Genomic DNA, 13,688 nt, shown 5'->3' with positions numbered 1-13,688 from the left:
TCTCGGTAGGAGTGAGACCACTCAGAACAGGCTGAGCAGGTTGAGGTTGGTGCGCGCCTCGCGCAGGCGCGCTCGATACTCGGCTCGGGCGACCAGTGCGTCGTCGACCGAGACCGGCTCGAAACGTATGGTGTCGGGCGCGCGTGCCTGGGCCAGCAGGTCGAGGTCGGCGCTGATCACCGTTCCGAGCGTCGCGTAACCACCGCCGGTGACGGCGTCGCGGAGCAGGCAGATCGGCTCGGCGCCGTTGGGGACTTGGACCGACCCGACGGGGTAACCGAGATCGACGACGTTGCTCGGGTTGTCGCCGGCGCCGAACGGCTGCTCCCGCTCGACGAATGTCAGCCGCGGGCCGTCGAGGCGGCAACCGATCCGGTCGGAGCGCGGGGTCATGGTGTAGGTGCTGGTGAAGAACTGCTCCAGCGACTCGGCTGTGAAGCGGTAGCTGCACAGTCCCGGGACGACCCGGACCGTCACCTGGTTCCCGGGGCGGCCGTGGAGGCGGGAGTCGAGGTGTGCTCCCGGCCGCGGTGGTGCCGCGGTCTCGGAACCGACCTGGAGGATGTCCCCTGCGGCGAGGCATTTGCCGGCGAGGCCGCCGATACCGGCGGCGGTGTAGGTCGAGCGGCTGCCGAGGAACGGCGGGCAGTGGATGCCGCCGCGCACCGCCAGGTAGGCTCTGGCGCCGGCTCGGGCCGGGCCGATCACCAGCTGCTGACCGGCGTGGATCGTGTGCGCGGCCCAGGTCTGCACCGGACGGCCGTCGACGGTGACGGCTACCTCGGCGCCGGTGATCGCGACGAGGGAGTCCTCGCCGAACTCGAGGGTGGGCCCGGCCATGGTCGACTCGAGGGTCGCGGCCGACTCGGCGTTGCCGACCAGCAGGTTGGCGCACCGGTGCGCGTACTGGTCCAGTGCACCGGAGGGTGGCAGTCCCATGGCGTAGTGGCCGGGGCGGCCGACGTCCTGGATCGTCGTGTGCGGACCGGGGACGAGGATCGCGATCATGACAGGAGCGCCTCGAGCGCGAGCGCGTATTCCACCGGGTCCGCTTCGAAATCGGCGAGTGAGAACTCGGCGGGCGCGCGGCGAACGACATACTGGTCGACGGCAACGAGACGGCGGATCTCGTCGTACTCCGCCCGGTCGACCGGGCGAAACCGCAGCAGGGTCGAGATCGGGGTCAGCACCGGCGATCGGCGGAACTCACGGGTGGTCTGGCCGAGATCGACGACCGGGATCGCGCTGCGTCCGAGTAGCTGGTAACCGCCTACCCCGCTCGAGGGGTAGATGACCGTGAAGGCGCCTCCGTGGGCGACGGCCCGGGCGGGCGTCTCGGTGCGCGGCGTGAGGTACTTGGGCGCCTGGAGCTGCCGCTCGTGCGGCACCAGCTGATAGGACTCGGCGTTGCCGGGCTTGAAGCAGGGGAAGGTCACGATGAACGGCGCGCTCGAATGAGCTTCGACCAGCTCGTCGACGGAAGCGAAGCCGTTGATCCGTGCGGTGTACTCGATATCGCTCTCGGTGGCGGACTGGTGCCCGTCGCGGAATCGCCTGCAGACCTCGGCCGACCACGGGTCGTCATAGAGGACGGGCACGTCGAGGATTTCGGTGGAGATCGTCGTCGCCATGGCCCGGCCGGCCTCGTGCACGTCGGCGATCGCGCCGAGTGCCCGGCGGGGGTCGAGGGTGTCGGGGTCGACGCGGATCAGGTAACTGCTGTTGGCGGGCGCGATGTCGAGAACCCCGGGCAGTTCCAGCTCGGCGATGCGTGCCGTGATCGACTGGACCTGGAGCGCAGCGCCGAGACTCATCGCCTCGTCGAGCTCGACGAAGACGTACTCGTCGCCGCCGAAACTGGCGCGGCTCCCATCGGAGAGCATCGTGTACATGGTCGAGTCCCGCACGGCGTTCACACCCACTGTTCGGCCGGGCGGATGGCGAAGCCGGCGGCGGTGAGGGCACGGTTGACCGCCGCGGCGATGGGTACGGCATTGGGCCGGTCGCCGTGGACACATATCGAGCGCACCGGCATCTCGATCCTGCGACCCGTGACGGTGACCGCGTGGCCGCGTGCCACCGTCACGGCGGTCTCGGCGATTCGATCGGGGTCCTTGGCCATCGGCCGCGGCTCGATGACATTGATGCCGTCGTCGGTGAAGTCGAGGTCGACGGCGTTCTCGGGGATGACCGGGTGGCCCGCCGTCCGTACCGCGGTGAGGGCAGTGGTGGGTGCCATCATCAGGGGCAGTTCGAAGCCGGCGCGACGCAGACCTGCCGCGACCTCGACAGCGAGCTCGGGGTCGCGGCAGATCGCCCCCATCAGCGCCCCGTGCGGTTTGACGTGCCGGAGCGCGACGTCCTCGCTCTCGGCGATCGCGGCCAGTGCTCCGACCTGGTACACAACAGAGTCGACGGTCTCGGAGATCGACATCGCGAGGGCACGGCGCCCGAATCCGGCCTTGTCGTCGTATCCGGGGTGCGCACCGACCGCGACACCGGCGTCTCGCGCGTTCCGGACGGCCGCCCGGATGGTGGAGGGGTCGCCGGCGTGGTGGCCACAGGCGATATTGGCGCTGGAGACGAACGCGAACAGGCCGGCCTCGTCGCCCAGCCGCCAGCGGCCGAAGCTCTCACCGGCGTCGGCGTTGACGTCTACCGATGTGGGCACCATGGCTCATACCTCCCGTGCGGTGCGGTCGACCGATCGGAGGGCCGCGGCGAGAGTCCCGGCCAGTCGGTCGACATGGGTCTGGTCGAAAGTGAGCGGCGGGCGGATCTTCAGCACATTGCCCTGGGGTCCGGAGGCCGAGATCAGCACCCCGGCCCGGCGCATCAGGTTGACGACCTCGCGGGCGATCCGCGCGTTGTCGCCACTGCTGCCGCCGGCGGACAGTTCGACGCCGTAGAACATCCCGACGCCGCGGACCGCGCCGATGAGGTCGGTCCCGCGGGCCAGGTCGCGCAGGGCGTCCCCGAGCGATGCGCCGACCTGCCGGGCGCGGGCGACCAGATCCTCTTCCTCGATGACCGTCACGACGGCCTGGGCCGCCACGGCGGCGGTCGTACTGCCGCCGAAGGTGTTGAAGTAGCGAACCGCCGTCTCGAAAGCACGACCGATCTCGGCACGCAGCACGACCGCGGCGACCGGGTAGCCGTTGCCCATCGGCTTGCCCATCGTGACGATGTCCGGGACGAATCCATGGCGGGTGAAACCCCACCAATCGTCGCCGGTACGGCCGAAACCGGCCTGGACCTCGTCGGCGATCAGCACCGCGCCGTAGGAGCGGACTTCGTCCGCGAGCGCCCGCAGCACACCCGGCGGGTGGGTGAAGACTCCGTCGGAGGAGAAGACCGTGTCGAGGAGACAGGCGCTCACCCCGTACCCGGCGCGGGTCAGCTCGTCGGCGGCACGGCGTACATCGTCTCGCACCGCGGCGGTCAGCGCGGCCTCGTCGGGGAAGGCCGCCGGGTCCGGCGCGGCGATGGTGCGCACATGCGGTCCCAGGAGTGCGCCGGGACCGAGGGCGGGCGAGTACGCCGCCACGCTGCTCGTGACCCCGTGGTAGGCATTGGCGGTGACGATGATGCCGCGAGCACCGGTGTGGTGCCGGGCGATCCTGGTCGCCAGATCGTTCGCCTCCGATCCGGTGCAGGTCAGCGTCACCCGATCGAGCGGTGCCGGGAAGTGTGCGAGAAGTTGCTCGGCCAGGTCGAGCAGTGGCTGCTGGAGGTAGCGGGTGTTGGTGTTCAGGGTCGCCAGTTGGCGGGAGACCGCCTCGACCACACGCGGGTGGCAGTGCCCGATCTGCGCCACGTTGTTGTAGGCGTCGAGGTACTCGGTCCCGTCGCGACCGTAGAGGTACACCCCCCGGGCGCCGGTGACCTCGATCGGATCGGCGTAGAAGAGCTGGTATCCGGGACCCAGGAGCCCGTTGCGTCGCTCGATCATGGAGGCGATATCCGCGGGCTGGGACGCGAGGTCGGCGACGTCGAAGCCGTTGACCATGCCGACGGGGCCGACGGCTGCGCGAGGTGGCGGTGAAGACACGGACGTGATCCCTTGACTCGTGAGGGGTGGTGGTCAGGCGGCTGCGAGGAAGTGTTCGGTTCCGGTGTCGAGGGTCTGGATCGCGGCCTCGGCGCGCACCCAGTCGTGGCGCGAGTGCTGCGCGGCATAGGCGGCGCGGGTGGGGTCGACGGTGGCGCGCCACTGCGAGATCAAGGCCCGTTGCACACAGCGGGCGGCGGCGGCCGCGGCGAGGGTGCGGAGCTGGGCCGGTGCGACGTCGTATACGCCGAGGAAACCTCGCACATGCGCGGACGCCAACGTCCACGGGTCTGCCAGACGGTGGTCGAGGAGGTTGGACACCGCGACCGCGAGGTCGTAGAGCACCGGCGCGATATGCACGTCACCGAAGTCGATGACGCCGGTGACGAAGCCCGGGGCGGCCGGGTTCGCCAGTACGTTGTGCACGCTGTAATCGCCGTGCACGACGTGGCGCGCTCCGCCCTCGGCCACGGGACGCACGACGCTGGTGAAATGGCCGACCACCTGAGTGGTCAGCCGGGCCTGTGACCGCGGGGGCGTGAGGCTGTCGGCGAGCTCGGGCAGCCCGGACATATCCCAGAGCAGCCGGCGGGCAGCGGCGGGGTGCCGGAAGCCGGCGAGCGCCGCGGCGACCTCGCCGTGGACGGTGCCCACTCGCTCCGTCTGCTCAGGACTGAGCCGCTGCTCGGCGAGGCCGGTGCCCGGCAGGCAGGAGATGACGTAGACCAGCCGGTCGGGTCCGCCGCCCGGTCGCTCCCACCGGGTGATCGTCTCGCCCGCAGGGGTCGGCACGGCGACCGGCACCGGGACCGTCGTGGCTCGGGTGAGGTAATCGGCCGCCGCGAGCTGGAGCTCGACGATCGCACGCGGCTCGCCGGGAGCGCAGACCTTGACGATCAGGTCTGCGGCCGACGTGCCGGACGTACGGTAGGTCTCGTCGCGCTCGGAGCCGAGGCGGGTGAGCGCGACATCGATGGCGTAGCGCTCACGCAAGTATTCTTCGAGCTCGTGCTCGAGCACTCCCGGTGGCTCGGTCAACTGGCGATCCATCCGCCGTCGATCAGCAGGGACGACCCGTGGATGTAGGACGCGGCCGACGAAGCGAGGAAGACGACCGCGGGTGCGATATCGCCGACCTCGCCGATGCGCCCGGCGGGGGTGGCGGCGAGCATCTGCCTCTCGTAATCCGGGTCGGCGAGCAGGTGTTCGTTGATGCTGGTCCGGACGTTGCCGGGTGCGACGGCATTGACGCGGATGCCCCGCGGAGCGAGTTCGGCAGTGAGCGCCTTGACCAGGAGCTCGACCGCGCCCTTGGTGGCGCAGTAGGCCGTCGAATTGGGGAATCCGGCGTAGCCGCAGATCGAGGAGACGAAGATGATCGACGAGCCCTCGCCGAGGTGGCCGGTGGCAGCGCGGGCAAGCCGGAACGGCGCCCGCACGTTGGCGTCCCACTGATCGTCGAGGTTCTGGTCGGTTGTCTCGAGGAACGGTGCCGGGGTGAAAACACCGGCCGCGTTGACGAGGATGTCGACCCGGCCGAACCGGTCCAGTGCACGTTGTACGACGGCGTCCGGTGCGGCCTCCTCGGTGAGGTCCACGCTGAGGGTCTCGGCCCGGTCGCCGTCCGCCCCCAGGCGCGCAGCGCAGGCGGCCAGCCGCTCCGCATGCCGGCCGACCAGGAGGACCTCGGCGCCGGCTCGGTGCATCTCGCGGGCGATCTCGGCGCCGATTCCGGAGCTGGCGCCGGTGACGACGGCAACCTTGCCGGACAAGGTGTCGGGATTGATTGGACTCATGGACAGTACTTCCTCTCGGATATGTGTCGGTCGTGACGCGAGGTGGTGGCGTGCGGTGCGGTGACGCGGGTCAGTCCGGGACGAGCACGACCTTGCCGAAGGCGTCCCCCGACTCCGCCCGGGTATGGGCTTGCGCTGCCGCGCTCATCGGAAAGACTCGGTCGAGCTTGGGCCGCAGCACACCTCGCCGCACCATGTCCGACACTGCCTGCATGCCGCCGCGATCGGCGTCCGCGAGCATGCCGACCACCCGGATTCCGTGCCGGCGGGCTTCATCCACCAAAACCTCGCGTCCGGTGGGCATCAGAGTGACGAGCGTGCCGCCCGGCCCGAGCACCGTGAGCGATCGGTTCGTGACCTCGCCACCGACCGTGTCGAGTACGACGTCCACGTCCGAGAGCTCGGCGTCGAAGGCGGTCGTACGGTAGTCGAGAAGCTCGTGGGCACCGATCTCGCGGAGGTAGTCGTGCTTCGCGGCGCTCGCGGTGCCGATCACCACTGCGCCTCGGTCGCGGGCGATTTGCACGGCGAGGTGACCGACACCGCCCGCGGCGCCATGGATGAGCACCCGCTGCCCGGCCCGGATCCGCGCGCGCTCGACCAGTGCCTGCCACGCGGTGAGCGAGGCGAGCGGGAGAGCTCCGGCCTGCACGTGATCGAGTCCGCTGGGCTTGTGCACGAGTGCCCGCGCCGGGGCGAGCACGAATTCGGCGTGTGCTCCGTGCCCGCCGGGGTAGGGCAGCATCCCGAAGACCTCGTCGCCGGGGCGGAAATCGGCGACTCCGTAGCCGATCTCCGCGACGACACCGGATACGTCCCACCCGAGCACGAACGGCGGGGGGCCGAGAAAGATCCGCCGGGACCTGTGCTTGAGGTCGGTCGGGTTGAGACCGGCGGCACTCACCCGTACCAGGACCTGGTTGGGTGTGACCCGCGGACGCGGGACCTCGGCCCGATGCAGGACCTCGGGACCACCGAGGACATCCTGGCGGACCGCCACCATCGTCTCTTTCGTCCCGGTCACGACGAGGCTCCCTCGTCGCTGCGTACCCGCCCGCGAAGGACGTGCTTCAAGATCTTTCCCGAGGGGTTGCGTGGAATCTCGCCGAGCACAAGGCGGTGCGGGGCCTTGTAGTCGGCGATAAGCGTCGATACATGCGCCCGCACGTCCTCGAGCGTGATCGCATAGCCCTCGCGAGGCATCACGACGGCCACCACGCTCTCGCCGTACACCGGATGGGGCGCCCCGACCACCGCGCAGTCCGCCACGCCGGGGTGGGCGGCCAGCGCGTTCTCGACCTCGACCGAGTACACGTTCATACCGCCGGTGATGATCATGTCCTTCATGCGGTCGACGAGTGTGATACAGCCGTCGTCGTCGACGCGCGCCACGTCGCCGGTGTGCAACCAGCCGTCGCGCAGGGCTTCCGCTGTGGCCTCCGGGTTGTTCCAGTAGCCCTTCATCACGGATTCGCCCCGCAGGATCACCTCGCCGGTGCTGCCGGCGGCGACGTCGCGTCCCTCGCTGTCCACGACCCTCGCCTCGGTGTTGAGGATGGCCCACCCGTTGGCACCCGGGCGCTGTGCGATGTGGTCGGGCCCGAGCCCGACGCCGCCCGGGCCGGCCTCGGTCGGTCCGCAGAGGTTGAAGAGCCGCACCCGCGGTGCCGCCGCCCGGAGTTGTTCTACCGTGCTCGGCGGCATGGGAGCCGCACCGAACATGCCGATCCGCCAGCTCGACAGGTCCCGTACGGCGAAGTCCGGACTGTCGAGCAGCATCCGATACATCGTGGGGACGCCGAAGAAGGTCGTGATCCGCTCGGACTCCATGAGCTCCAGGACGGCGGCCGGGTCGAACGTGTCGAGGAGGACATGGGTGGCTCCCACCGCGGTGCCCCCGTGCAGGAAGAGGTTGAGTCCCGCGGAATGGTAGAGCGGAGCGACCTGCAGGATCCGTTCACCGTCCGACAGCCCGACGGTCAGGCTCACGTTGAGCCCCGCCCAGATCACCCGGTGGTGGTCGAGCAGGACACCTTTGGGCCGGCCCGTGGTCCCCGAGGTGTAGAGGATTTCGGCGTCGTCGGACTCGGCGAGCGCTATCGCCGGCTCGTCGTCCGCAGCGTCGGCCATGAGGCTTTCGAGATCGTCGGGGCGGCCCGGCAGTGGGCCGAGCGCGAGATGGGTGCGCGGTGGTGTGGACGCCGCGGCGCGTGCCGTGTCCGCGACGGCCGCGAGACTCGGGTGGAAGACGAAACCGGTTGCGCCGCTGTCGTCGAGCAGCCAGGTGACCTCCGGCGCCGCCATCCGGGGGTTGACCGGGACGACGAGAAGGCCGAGCTTTGCCGCGGCATACAGGACGACGACGAGACTGTCGGAGTTCGTGCTCATCACCGCGAGCCGCTCGCCCTTGACCATGCCGCGGCGGCGGAGCACCGCGGCGGCACGGTTGACCGCACTGTCGAGCGCCGCCCAGGTGATCCGTCTGCCGTTGTAGACGAGCGCGTCGCGGGTCGGAGCTCGGTGGGCTTGCCGGGCCACCAACTGGCCGAGCGTAGGCATGGATATCTCCTGACAAAGGTGAGAGCGGAAGCGGAAGTCGTTAGGACCGGCTCGTCGTGCCTGCTCAGAGCCAGGACGGGTCGAGGTCGACGGTGGTGCGGTCGAGCGAGGCGAGCAGATCGAGCCGAGGAGCGACGCCCGGGAGCTCATAGGATCGGAAGTAGCGCGCCGCCGCGCGTTTACCGCGGGCGAACGGGTCGTCTCGGTCACCGAGCGCTACGAGCTGCTCCAGCCAGATCCAGGCGAGAACGATGTGCCCGGCGGCCTCCAAGTAGATCGAGGCATTACCGAGCCGGCCGACCGGATCGGGGTGTGCGTGGAGCAGCTTCGTCACCTCCATGAGGCGCGCTCGGGCGAGGTCCAGATCGGCCGCGTGGGCCGAGGTCTCGGACCCCAGCCGCGCGGCGGCCGCGACGGTTCGCCGTATCTGCTCGTCCAGCACTTGCAGCGCTGCCCCGTCGTGTATCGACGTCTTGCGGCCCAGCAGATCGATCGCCTGGATACCGTGTGTGCCCTCGTGGATCGGGTTGAGCCGGCTGTCGCGGTAGTGCTGCTCGACGTCATAGTCGCGCGTGTAGCCGTAGCCGCCGTGCACCTGGATGGCCAGTGAGGTTCCGTGCAGGCACCACTGGGCGGGCCAGCTCTTCGCGATGGGGGTGAGGATGTCGAGCAGCAGCGCCGCGCGATCACGCTCGGCACGTTCCGGTGCGGTCTCCCGTTCGTCCAGCAGCCGGGCGCAGTACAACGTCAGCCCGAGCGCTCCCTCGGCGTAGGACTTCTGGGCCAGCAGCATCCGGCGGATGTCCGCATGCTCCACGAGCGGCACCTGCGGCAGATGCGCGGCTTTCGCATCCGGCCTGCGTCCTTGCGGACGGGTCCGCGCGTAGGCCAGCGACTTCAGGTAGGCGGTGTAGCCGAGAGCCGCGGCGCACACACCTACCTCGAGGCGGACCGCGTTCATCATGTGGAACATCTGGGCGAGCCCCTCCCCCGGCGCCCCGACCAGATAGCCGACGGCACCGGCGGACCCGCCGGGCCGATGGGTTCCGTCGCCGAAGCTCAACACGGTATTGACCGTGCCCCGGAATCCCATCTTGTGGTTGAGCCCGACCAGTGACACATCGTTGCGCTCGCCGATGCTGCCGTCGTCGCCGACCAGGAACTTGGGGACGATGAACAGCGACAGACCCCGGACGCCGGATTCGCCGGCACCGGTGCGAGCCAGCACGAGGTGCACGATATTCTCGCCCAGTTCGTGGTCTCCCCCGGAGATCCACATCTTGGTGCCGGTGATGCGGTAGGTCCCGTCGTCGGCCGGGTGTGCTCGCGTCATGGTGTCGGCGAGCGAGGAACCTGCCTGGGGTTCGGACAGGCACATCGTGCCGTGGAAGCGGCCCTCGAGCATAGGCGTCACGAACCGGTCGATCTGCTCCGGAGAACCGTGCGCGCAGAGGAGGTGGGCGTTGGCCACGGTGAGCATGGCATATCCGTATGTGCTCACGTTGGCCGCCGCGAACCATGCCGCGCAGGCCAGATGCACGACGCGCGGCAGCTGCAGCCCGCCCACGCGGTGATCCGCGGTCACGCCGAGGAAGCCCGCCTCCGCCAGCGCGTCGAGAGCCGGACGAATCTCCGGGTGCAGGCGGACCCTGCCCTCGACCAACCGCGGCTCGTCCGCGTCACTGCTCCGGTTGTGTGGGGCGAAGCGGTCCCGGGCCAGGTCGGCACACAGGTCCAGGATTTCGTCGAAGGTCGACCTGGAGTGCTCCGCGAAACGCGGCCGTTCGGTGAGGTCCCCGACCCGGAGCCAGTCGTGGAGCAGGAAGTCGAGGTCGGCACGGGAAAGCAGATCGGTGGAGGTCGGCACGGTTCATCTCTCCGGAGTCGTCGTCATCGCCGGGCGTAGTGGGTGCCGCCGGAGGAACTCCGCGAACGAGGTGGCGTTCCGGCCCGCGAGCTGGGCGACCTCTCTGGTCACGCGGTCCTCCGCGCCGCTCGCGGTCAGTACGTCCGCGCCGACGAGCGCATCGGCGAACGGCTGCGGGACCCCCGCGTCGAGGAGTTGGCCGGTGCGCTCGGCGGGTGTGACCGGCCGGTAGCGGACGGGGAGATCCCATTCGGCGGCGAGGGTGGCCGCCATATCGTTGTAGGACAGGGCCTGCGGCCCGGTGAGCACGTGTTCACGGCTGTCGTGGTCGGCGCGCGTCAGCAGTTCGGCCGCGACCGCGGCCACATCCGCCGCATCGATCCACCCCATCCGGCCGTCGCCGGCGGCCGCGACGATCTCGTGGCGTTCCCGGACCGCGACGGCGGTGGGGTGGCTGCCCAGGAAATTCTGCATGAAACCCGAGGCCAGCAGGACCGACCACTCCGGCATCTGCCCGACGGTGAGCCGTACTGCGTGCAGGCCCGGTGTCCGCAGCGGGAAGGCGGAGGAGGTGAGCAGCACCGCCCGCCTGACTCCGGCGTCCCGGGCCCGGCGCAGGAAGTTCCCGACGACGTCCGCCGGGTCGGCGTCGAGCGGCGGCGGCAGCAGGTAGATGCTGCTGACATCGCGCAGCGCCGCGCTGTGGGTCGCCGGATCGGCCCAGTCGAACCGAACCTGCCGCACCCCGGGAGCCGGCGGTTCCGGGGTGTGGTGCCGGCTCGCGACGACCACGTCCACACCGCGCCGGTGCAGGAGGTCGGTGACGACCCGCCCGGTCTGCCCCGTACCGCCCGTGACGAGCACGGTTCCGATCGGGCTCATGGTGCGGCCTCGCCGGCGGCCGGCCCGGTCGTCGCCGAGGTCTGCGTGGGATTCCAGTAGTCGCGGAAGCGGACGATCCGGCCGTCTCGCTCCTCGAGGATCCAGACGTACAGAACATCGTAGGGCGCACCGGATCCCACGACGGTGCCGTGCAGCGCGACCTCGGCCACGATCGTGTGCGGGTCGGTCAGCTGGTGCACGACGAAACTCGGGAACGATTCGATCCTGACCGCGGCTCCGATCGCCATCACGTAGTCCCGCACGGACGACGGATCGTCCAGCCGGCCGGGTCGGCCGGGTGGCGCGAAGGGGAACTCGATGACGGCGTCCTCGGCGAAGAGGTCGACGTAGCCGTCGAGATCCATGGCGGCGAGAAGCTCGATCGACTTCAGCAGAACCGCGTGCGCGGGGCTGCCGGCCGGGGTCGGCTGGGGGTTCACTGCTGTCCTCCTTGCTGGAGTGCGGAGATCGGGTGCGCCGGCTGCTCGGCTCGCGCGCGGTCCGCCGGGCCGGCGGCGAAGGTTTCGGTGAGCCAGTCGAGCATGCGGCCCGCAGCCAGCCGCTGGGCACCGACGTGGCAATGGGCGTCGGCTCCTTCGTCGCTGGTGAAGGTCATCAGCGTGGCGGGGGCCGCCAGGTGCGCCATCAGCTGCCGAGGCTGCGACAGCGAGGTCTCATCGCCCGCGAAGAACAGGTCGTCGGCAGCCTCGCAGACCAGGACCGGGCAGCTGATCCGTTCGGCCACGCCGTCGAGCAGGTTGTACTGCGCGTAGGTCCGCACGAACTCGGCCGGGTCGGCAGCACCCATGACCCAGAGCCCGTGATCGAGCGCCCACCGTAGCGTGGGCTGCTTCGCGGCCGCCGCCTCGACCTCGTCGCCGAACGCGGGATCATGCCAGCGCGCCTCCATCTCGGCGCGGGTCAGACCGAGCAGTGCCTCGACCGCGCCCAGGGCGTCGTAGACGCCGTCGTTGCAGACGACCGCCGCGATACGCGGCTCGAACGCGGCAGCACGGGGGGCCAGCACACCGCCCAAGCTCACGCCGAAGAGCGCGATGCGATCGGCGTCGACGATATCGCCGTGCTCGGCGAGGAGGAAGTCGAGCACGGGCCCCACGACATTCTCCCAATCCGGACGGAACGTCAGACCGTGGTCGTGCACGGCGGCCGGTTGTCCCGGCCCGTCGAAGGTGAGCACGTGGAAGCCGCGCTCCACGGCGGCCTCGGCGCCGAAGAAGTGCATCTCCTCCGCGCTGCCGTCGAATCCGTTGTGCATGACGATTGCCGGACGCTTCGCGCCGTAGCCGGTCGCCGCCCGGTAGAAGTAGCCGCGCAGCGTCCGGCCTTCGTAGGGGATCTGAACCGGGGTGATAGTCGGCGCCGTCGCGTCCTCGAAGGGCCGGGGGATGGCAATCGCCGCCTCGAAACAGTGCACGCCGAGGCGGTAGGAGTACGCCACACGCCGATCACGCGGGTCGGCGTGCAGGAAGAAGTCGGCGTTGCGGTAGTAGTTCGCGGCCCGGAGGAAACCTTCGCGGGCGCTCACCGACCGGCCCCGAGCAGCGTCCGCACGGGCAGCCTCCGCGACGCGATCGGCCCGCCGCAGCCATGCCTCGTACCAGCTGTCGTGGTCGCCCGCGGTGATACTCGCCGAGGTGGCGAGCACTTCACCGATTTCCGAGCCACCGTAGGCCGAGTGGCCGAGCACGCGGGCGGTCTCGAACCAGTACTGGGGATGGTCTGCGAAAAGCAACGGGGCGGAAGAAGTCACGTCGGTACGGTACCGTACCGTCGCGACGGTCGCAACCTCTGTTCCACTGGCGCGCCCCGGGTGGAACCAGCCGTAGACGGCGACCAGAAAAGGCACCAGGGGCATGCACGCCACCACCCAGTGCTCACTGCCCGTGACGGTCGCGTAGTTGCCCGCGATCGCCGCCAGCACGACGACAAACCCCAGACCGGCGAGAACAGGCGCGACGATGGTCCGCCAAGGCCCCTCGGTCACCTGGCCACGCAGCCGCGCGACGATCACACTGACGCAGCAGCCGAGCATGAGCGTCACCAGCGAGAGAGAGGTGATCCCGGAGACCGCCGGAAAGAGGTTGGTGAGCGGATCCGCTCCCGCTGCCGTGAACACGAACAGAATGCCGGCCGTGAGCACGATCAGAACCGCCGTGCCGATCACCGGGGTCCCGTGCCGGGGGTGCACCCGGGCGAGGACATCGGGCAGACGCCCGGCGCGTCCCATCGCGAACAGGTAGCGGCTGCCCATGTTGTGCAGCGCGATGGCCGCCCCGAGAAAGCCGAAGGCCACCATCACGCTCAGGACCGGGCCGGCCCATCCACCGAGGTAGGCCTCCGCGGTCGCCGGCACCAGCGCTCCGGCGTCCGCGGCCGCCGCGCCGGCCCCATCACCCACGGACCTGCCAGTTGCATCGCCCCGTACCCGAACCTGGTGACCGTGAGATCACCCGATGTCCAGGTACCTCCGGGGAGTGTTGTTGCCGGTGTGACACTCACGCGTAGAACCTTC

General features: G+C 70.0%; 12 protein-coding genes. All 12 read right to left on the bottom strand.

The genetic code is table 11. From position 1 onward, the window contains the following. Window positions 1-21: 21 nt before the first annotated feature. The 12 genes from QH195_RS33375 to QH195_RS33320 all read right to left on the bottom strand — a co-directional run bounded on the left by QH195_RS33375 (window position 22) and on the right by QH195_RS33320 (window position 13,574). A complete protein-coding gene (locus tag QH195_RS33375; RefSeq protein ID WP_280438332.1) occupies window positions 22-1,008 on the bottom strand; it encodes a biotin-dependent carboxyltransferase family protein in 987 nt (328 codons plus the stop codon). Next, window positions 1,005-1,883, bottom strand: a complete 879-nt coding sequence (locus tag QH195_RS33370; RefSeq protein WP_280438331.1) for a 5-oxoprolinase subunit B family protein — start codon at window positions 1,881-1,883, stop codon at window positions 1,005-1,007. Before QH195_RS33370 ends, QH195_RS33375 begins: the two co-directional genes overlap by 4 nt. Window positions 1,884-1,912: 29 nt before the next feature. Then, on the bottom strand, window positions 1,913-2,674 hold the full coding sequence (locus QH195_RS33365) for a LamB/YcsF family protein (protein WP_280438330.1): 762 nt from the start codon (window positions 2,672-2,674) through the stop codon (window positions 1,913-1,915). Between the two features lie 3 nt (window positions 2,675-2,677). Then, window positions 2,678-4,051: an aspartate aminotransferase family protein gene (locus QH195_RS33360; protein ID WP_280402527.1), complete on the bottom strand. Its 1,374-nt coding sequence runs from the start codon at window positions 4,049-4,051 to the stop codon at window positions 2,678-2,680. 33 nt (window positions 4,052-4,084) lie between these two features. Then, window positions 4,085-5,089, bottom strand: a complete 1,005-nt coding sequence (locus QH195_RS33355; RefSeq protein ID WP_280438329.1) for a phosphotransferase — start codon at window positions 5,087-5,089, stop codon at window positions 4,085-4,087. Then, window positions 5,086-5,847 (bottom strand): SDR family NAD(P)-dependent oxidoreductase, encoded by a 762-nt coding sequence (locus tag QH195_RS33350; RefSeq protein WP_280438328.1) that lies wholly within the window; start codon window positions 5,845-5,847, stop codon window positions 5,086-5,088. Before QH195_RS33350 ends, QH195_RS33355 begins: the two co-directional genes overlap by 4 nt. Before the next feature lie 70 nt (window positions 5,848-5,917). Then, a complete protein-coding gene (locus tag QH195_RS33345; RefSeq protein ID WP_348536893.1) occupies window positions 5,918-6,871 on the bottom strand; it encodes an NADP-dependent oxidoreductase in 954 nt (317 codons plus the stop codon). Continuing rightward, window positions 6,868-8,406: a class I adenylate-forming enzyme family protein gene (locus QH195_RS33340; RefSeq protein ID WP_280438327.1), complete on the bottom strand. Its 1,539-nt coding sequence runs from the start codon at window positions 8,404-8,406 to the stop codon at window positions 6,868-6,870. Before QH195_RS33340 ends, QH195_RS33345 begins: the two co-directional genes overlap by 4 nt. Window positions 8,407-8,470: 64 nt before the next feature. Further along, on the bottom strand, window positions 8,471-10,273 hold the full coding sequence (locus tag QH195_RS33335; protein ID WP_280438326.1) for an acyl-CoA dehydrogenase: 1,803 nt from the start codon (window positions 10,271-10,273) through the stop codon (window positions 8,471-8,473). A 3-nt stretch (window positions 10,274-10,276) separates the two neighbouring features. Further along, entirely contained in the window at window positions 10,277-11,155 is an 879-nt protein-coding gene (locus tag QH195_RS33330) for an NAD-dependent epimerase/dehydratase family protein (RefSeq protein WP_280438325.1), read from the bottom strand. Beyond that, window positions 11,152-11,595 (bottom strand): nuclear transport factor 2 family protein, encoded by a 444-nt coding sequence (locus QH195_RS33325; RefSeq protein WP_280438324.1) that lies wholly within the window; start codon window positions 11,593-11,595, stop codon window positions 11,152-11,154. Before QH195_RS33325 ends, QH195_RS33330 begins: the two co-directional genes overlap by 4 nt. Then, on the bottom strand, window positions 11,592-13,574 hold the full coding sequence (locus tag QH195_RS33320; RefSeq protein ID WP_280438323.1) for an amino acid permease: 1,983 nt from the start codon (window positions 13,572-13,574) through the stop codon (window positions 11,592-11,594). The genes QH195_RS33325 and QH195_RS33320 overlap by 4 nt, the downstream gene beginning before the upstream one ends. Window positions 13,575-13,688 lie beyond the last annotated feature (114 nt).

Source organism: Nocardia carnea (assembly GCF_029868855.1).
Lineage (GTDB): Bacteria > Actinomycetota > Actinomycetes > Mycobacteriales > Mycobacteriaceae > Nocardia > Nocardia carnea_A.
This window is presented reverse-complemented; position numbering and strand designations above follow the sequence as displayed.

Bases quoted from the DNA above. Each gene is read 5' to 3' on its own strand.
- QH195_RS33370 (WP_280438331.1), bottom strand. From the start codon at position 1,883: ATGCTCTCCGATGGGAGCCGCGCCAGTTTCGGCGGCGACGAGTACGTC.
- QH195_RS33350 (WP_280438328.1), bottom strand. From the start codon at position 5,847: ATGAGTCCAATCAATCCCGACACCTTGTCCGGCAAGGTTGCCGTCGTC.
- QH195_RS33365 (WP_280438330.1), bottom strand. From the start codon at position 2,674: ATGGTGCCCACATCGGTAGACGTCAACGCCGACGCCGGTGAGAGCTTC.
- QH195_RS33375 (WP_280438332.1), bottom strand. From the start codon at position 1,008: ATGATCGCGATCCTCGTCCCCGGTCCGCACACGACGATCCAGGACGTC.
- QH195_RS33340 (WP_280438327.1), bottom strand. From the start codon at position 8,406: ATGCCTACGCTCGGCCAGTTGGTGGCCCGGCAAGCCCACCGAGCTCCG.
- QH195_RS33330 (WP_280438325.1), bottom strand. From the start codon at position 11,155: ATGAGCCCGATCGGAACCGTGCTCGTCACGGGCGGTACGGGGCAGACC.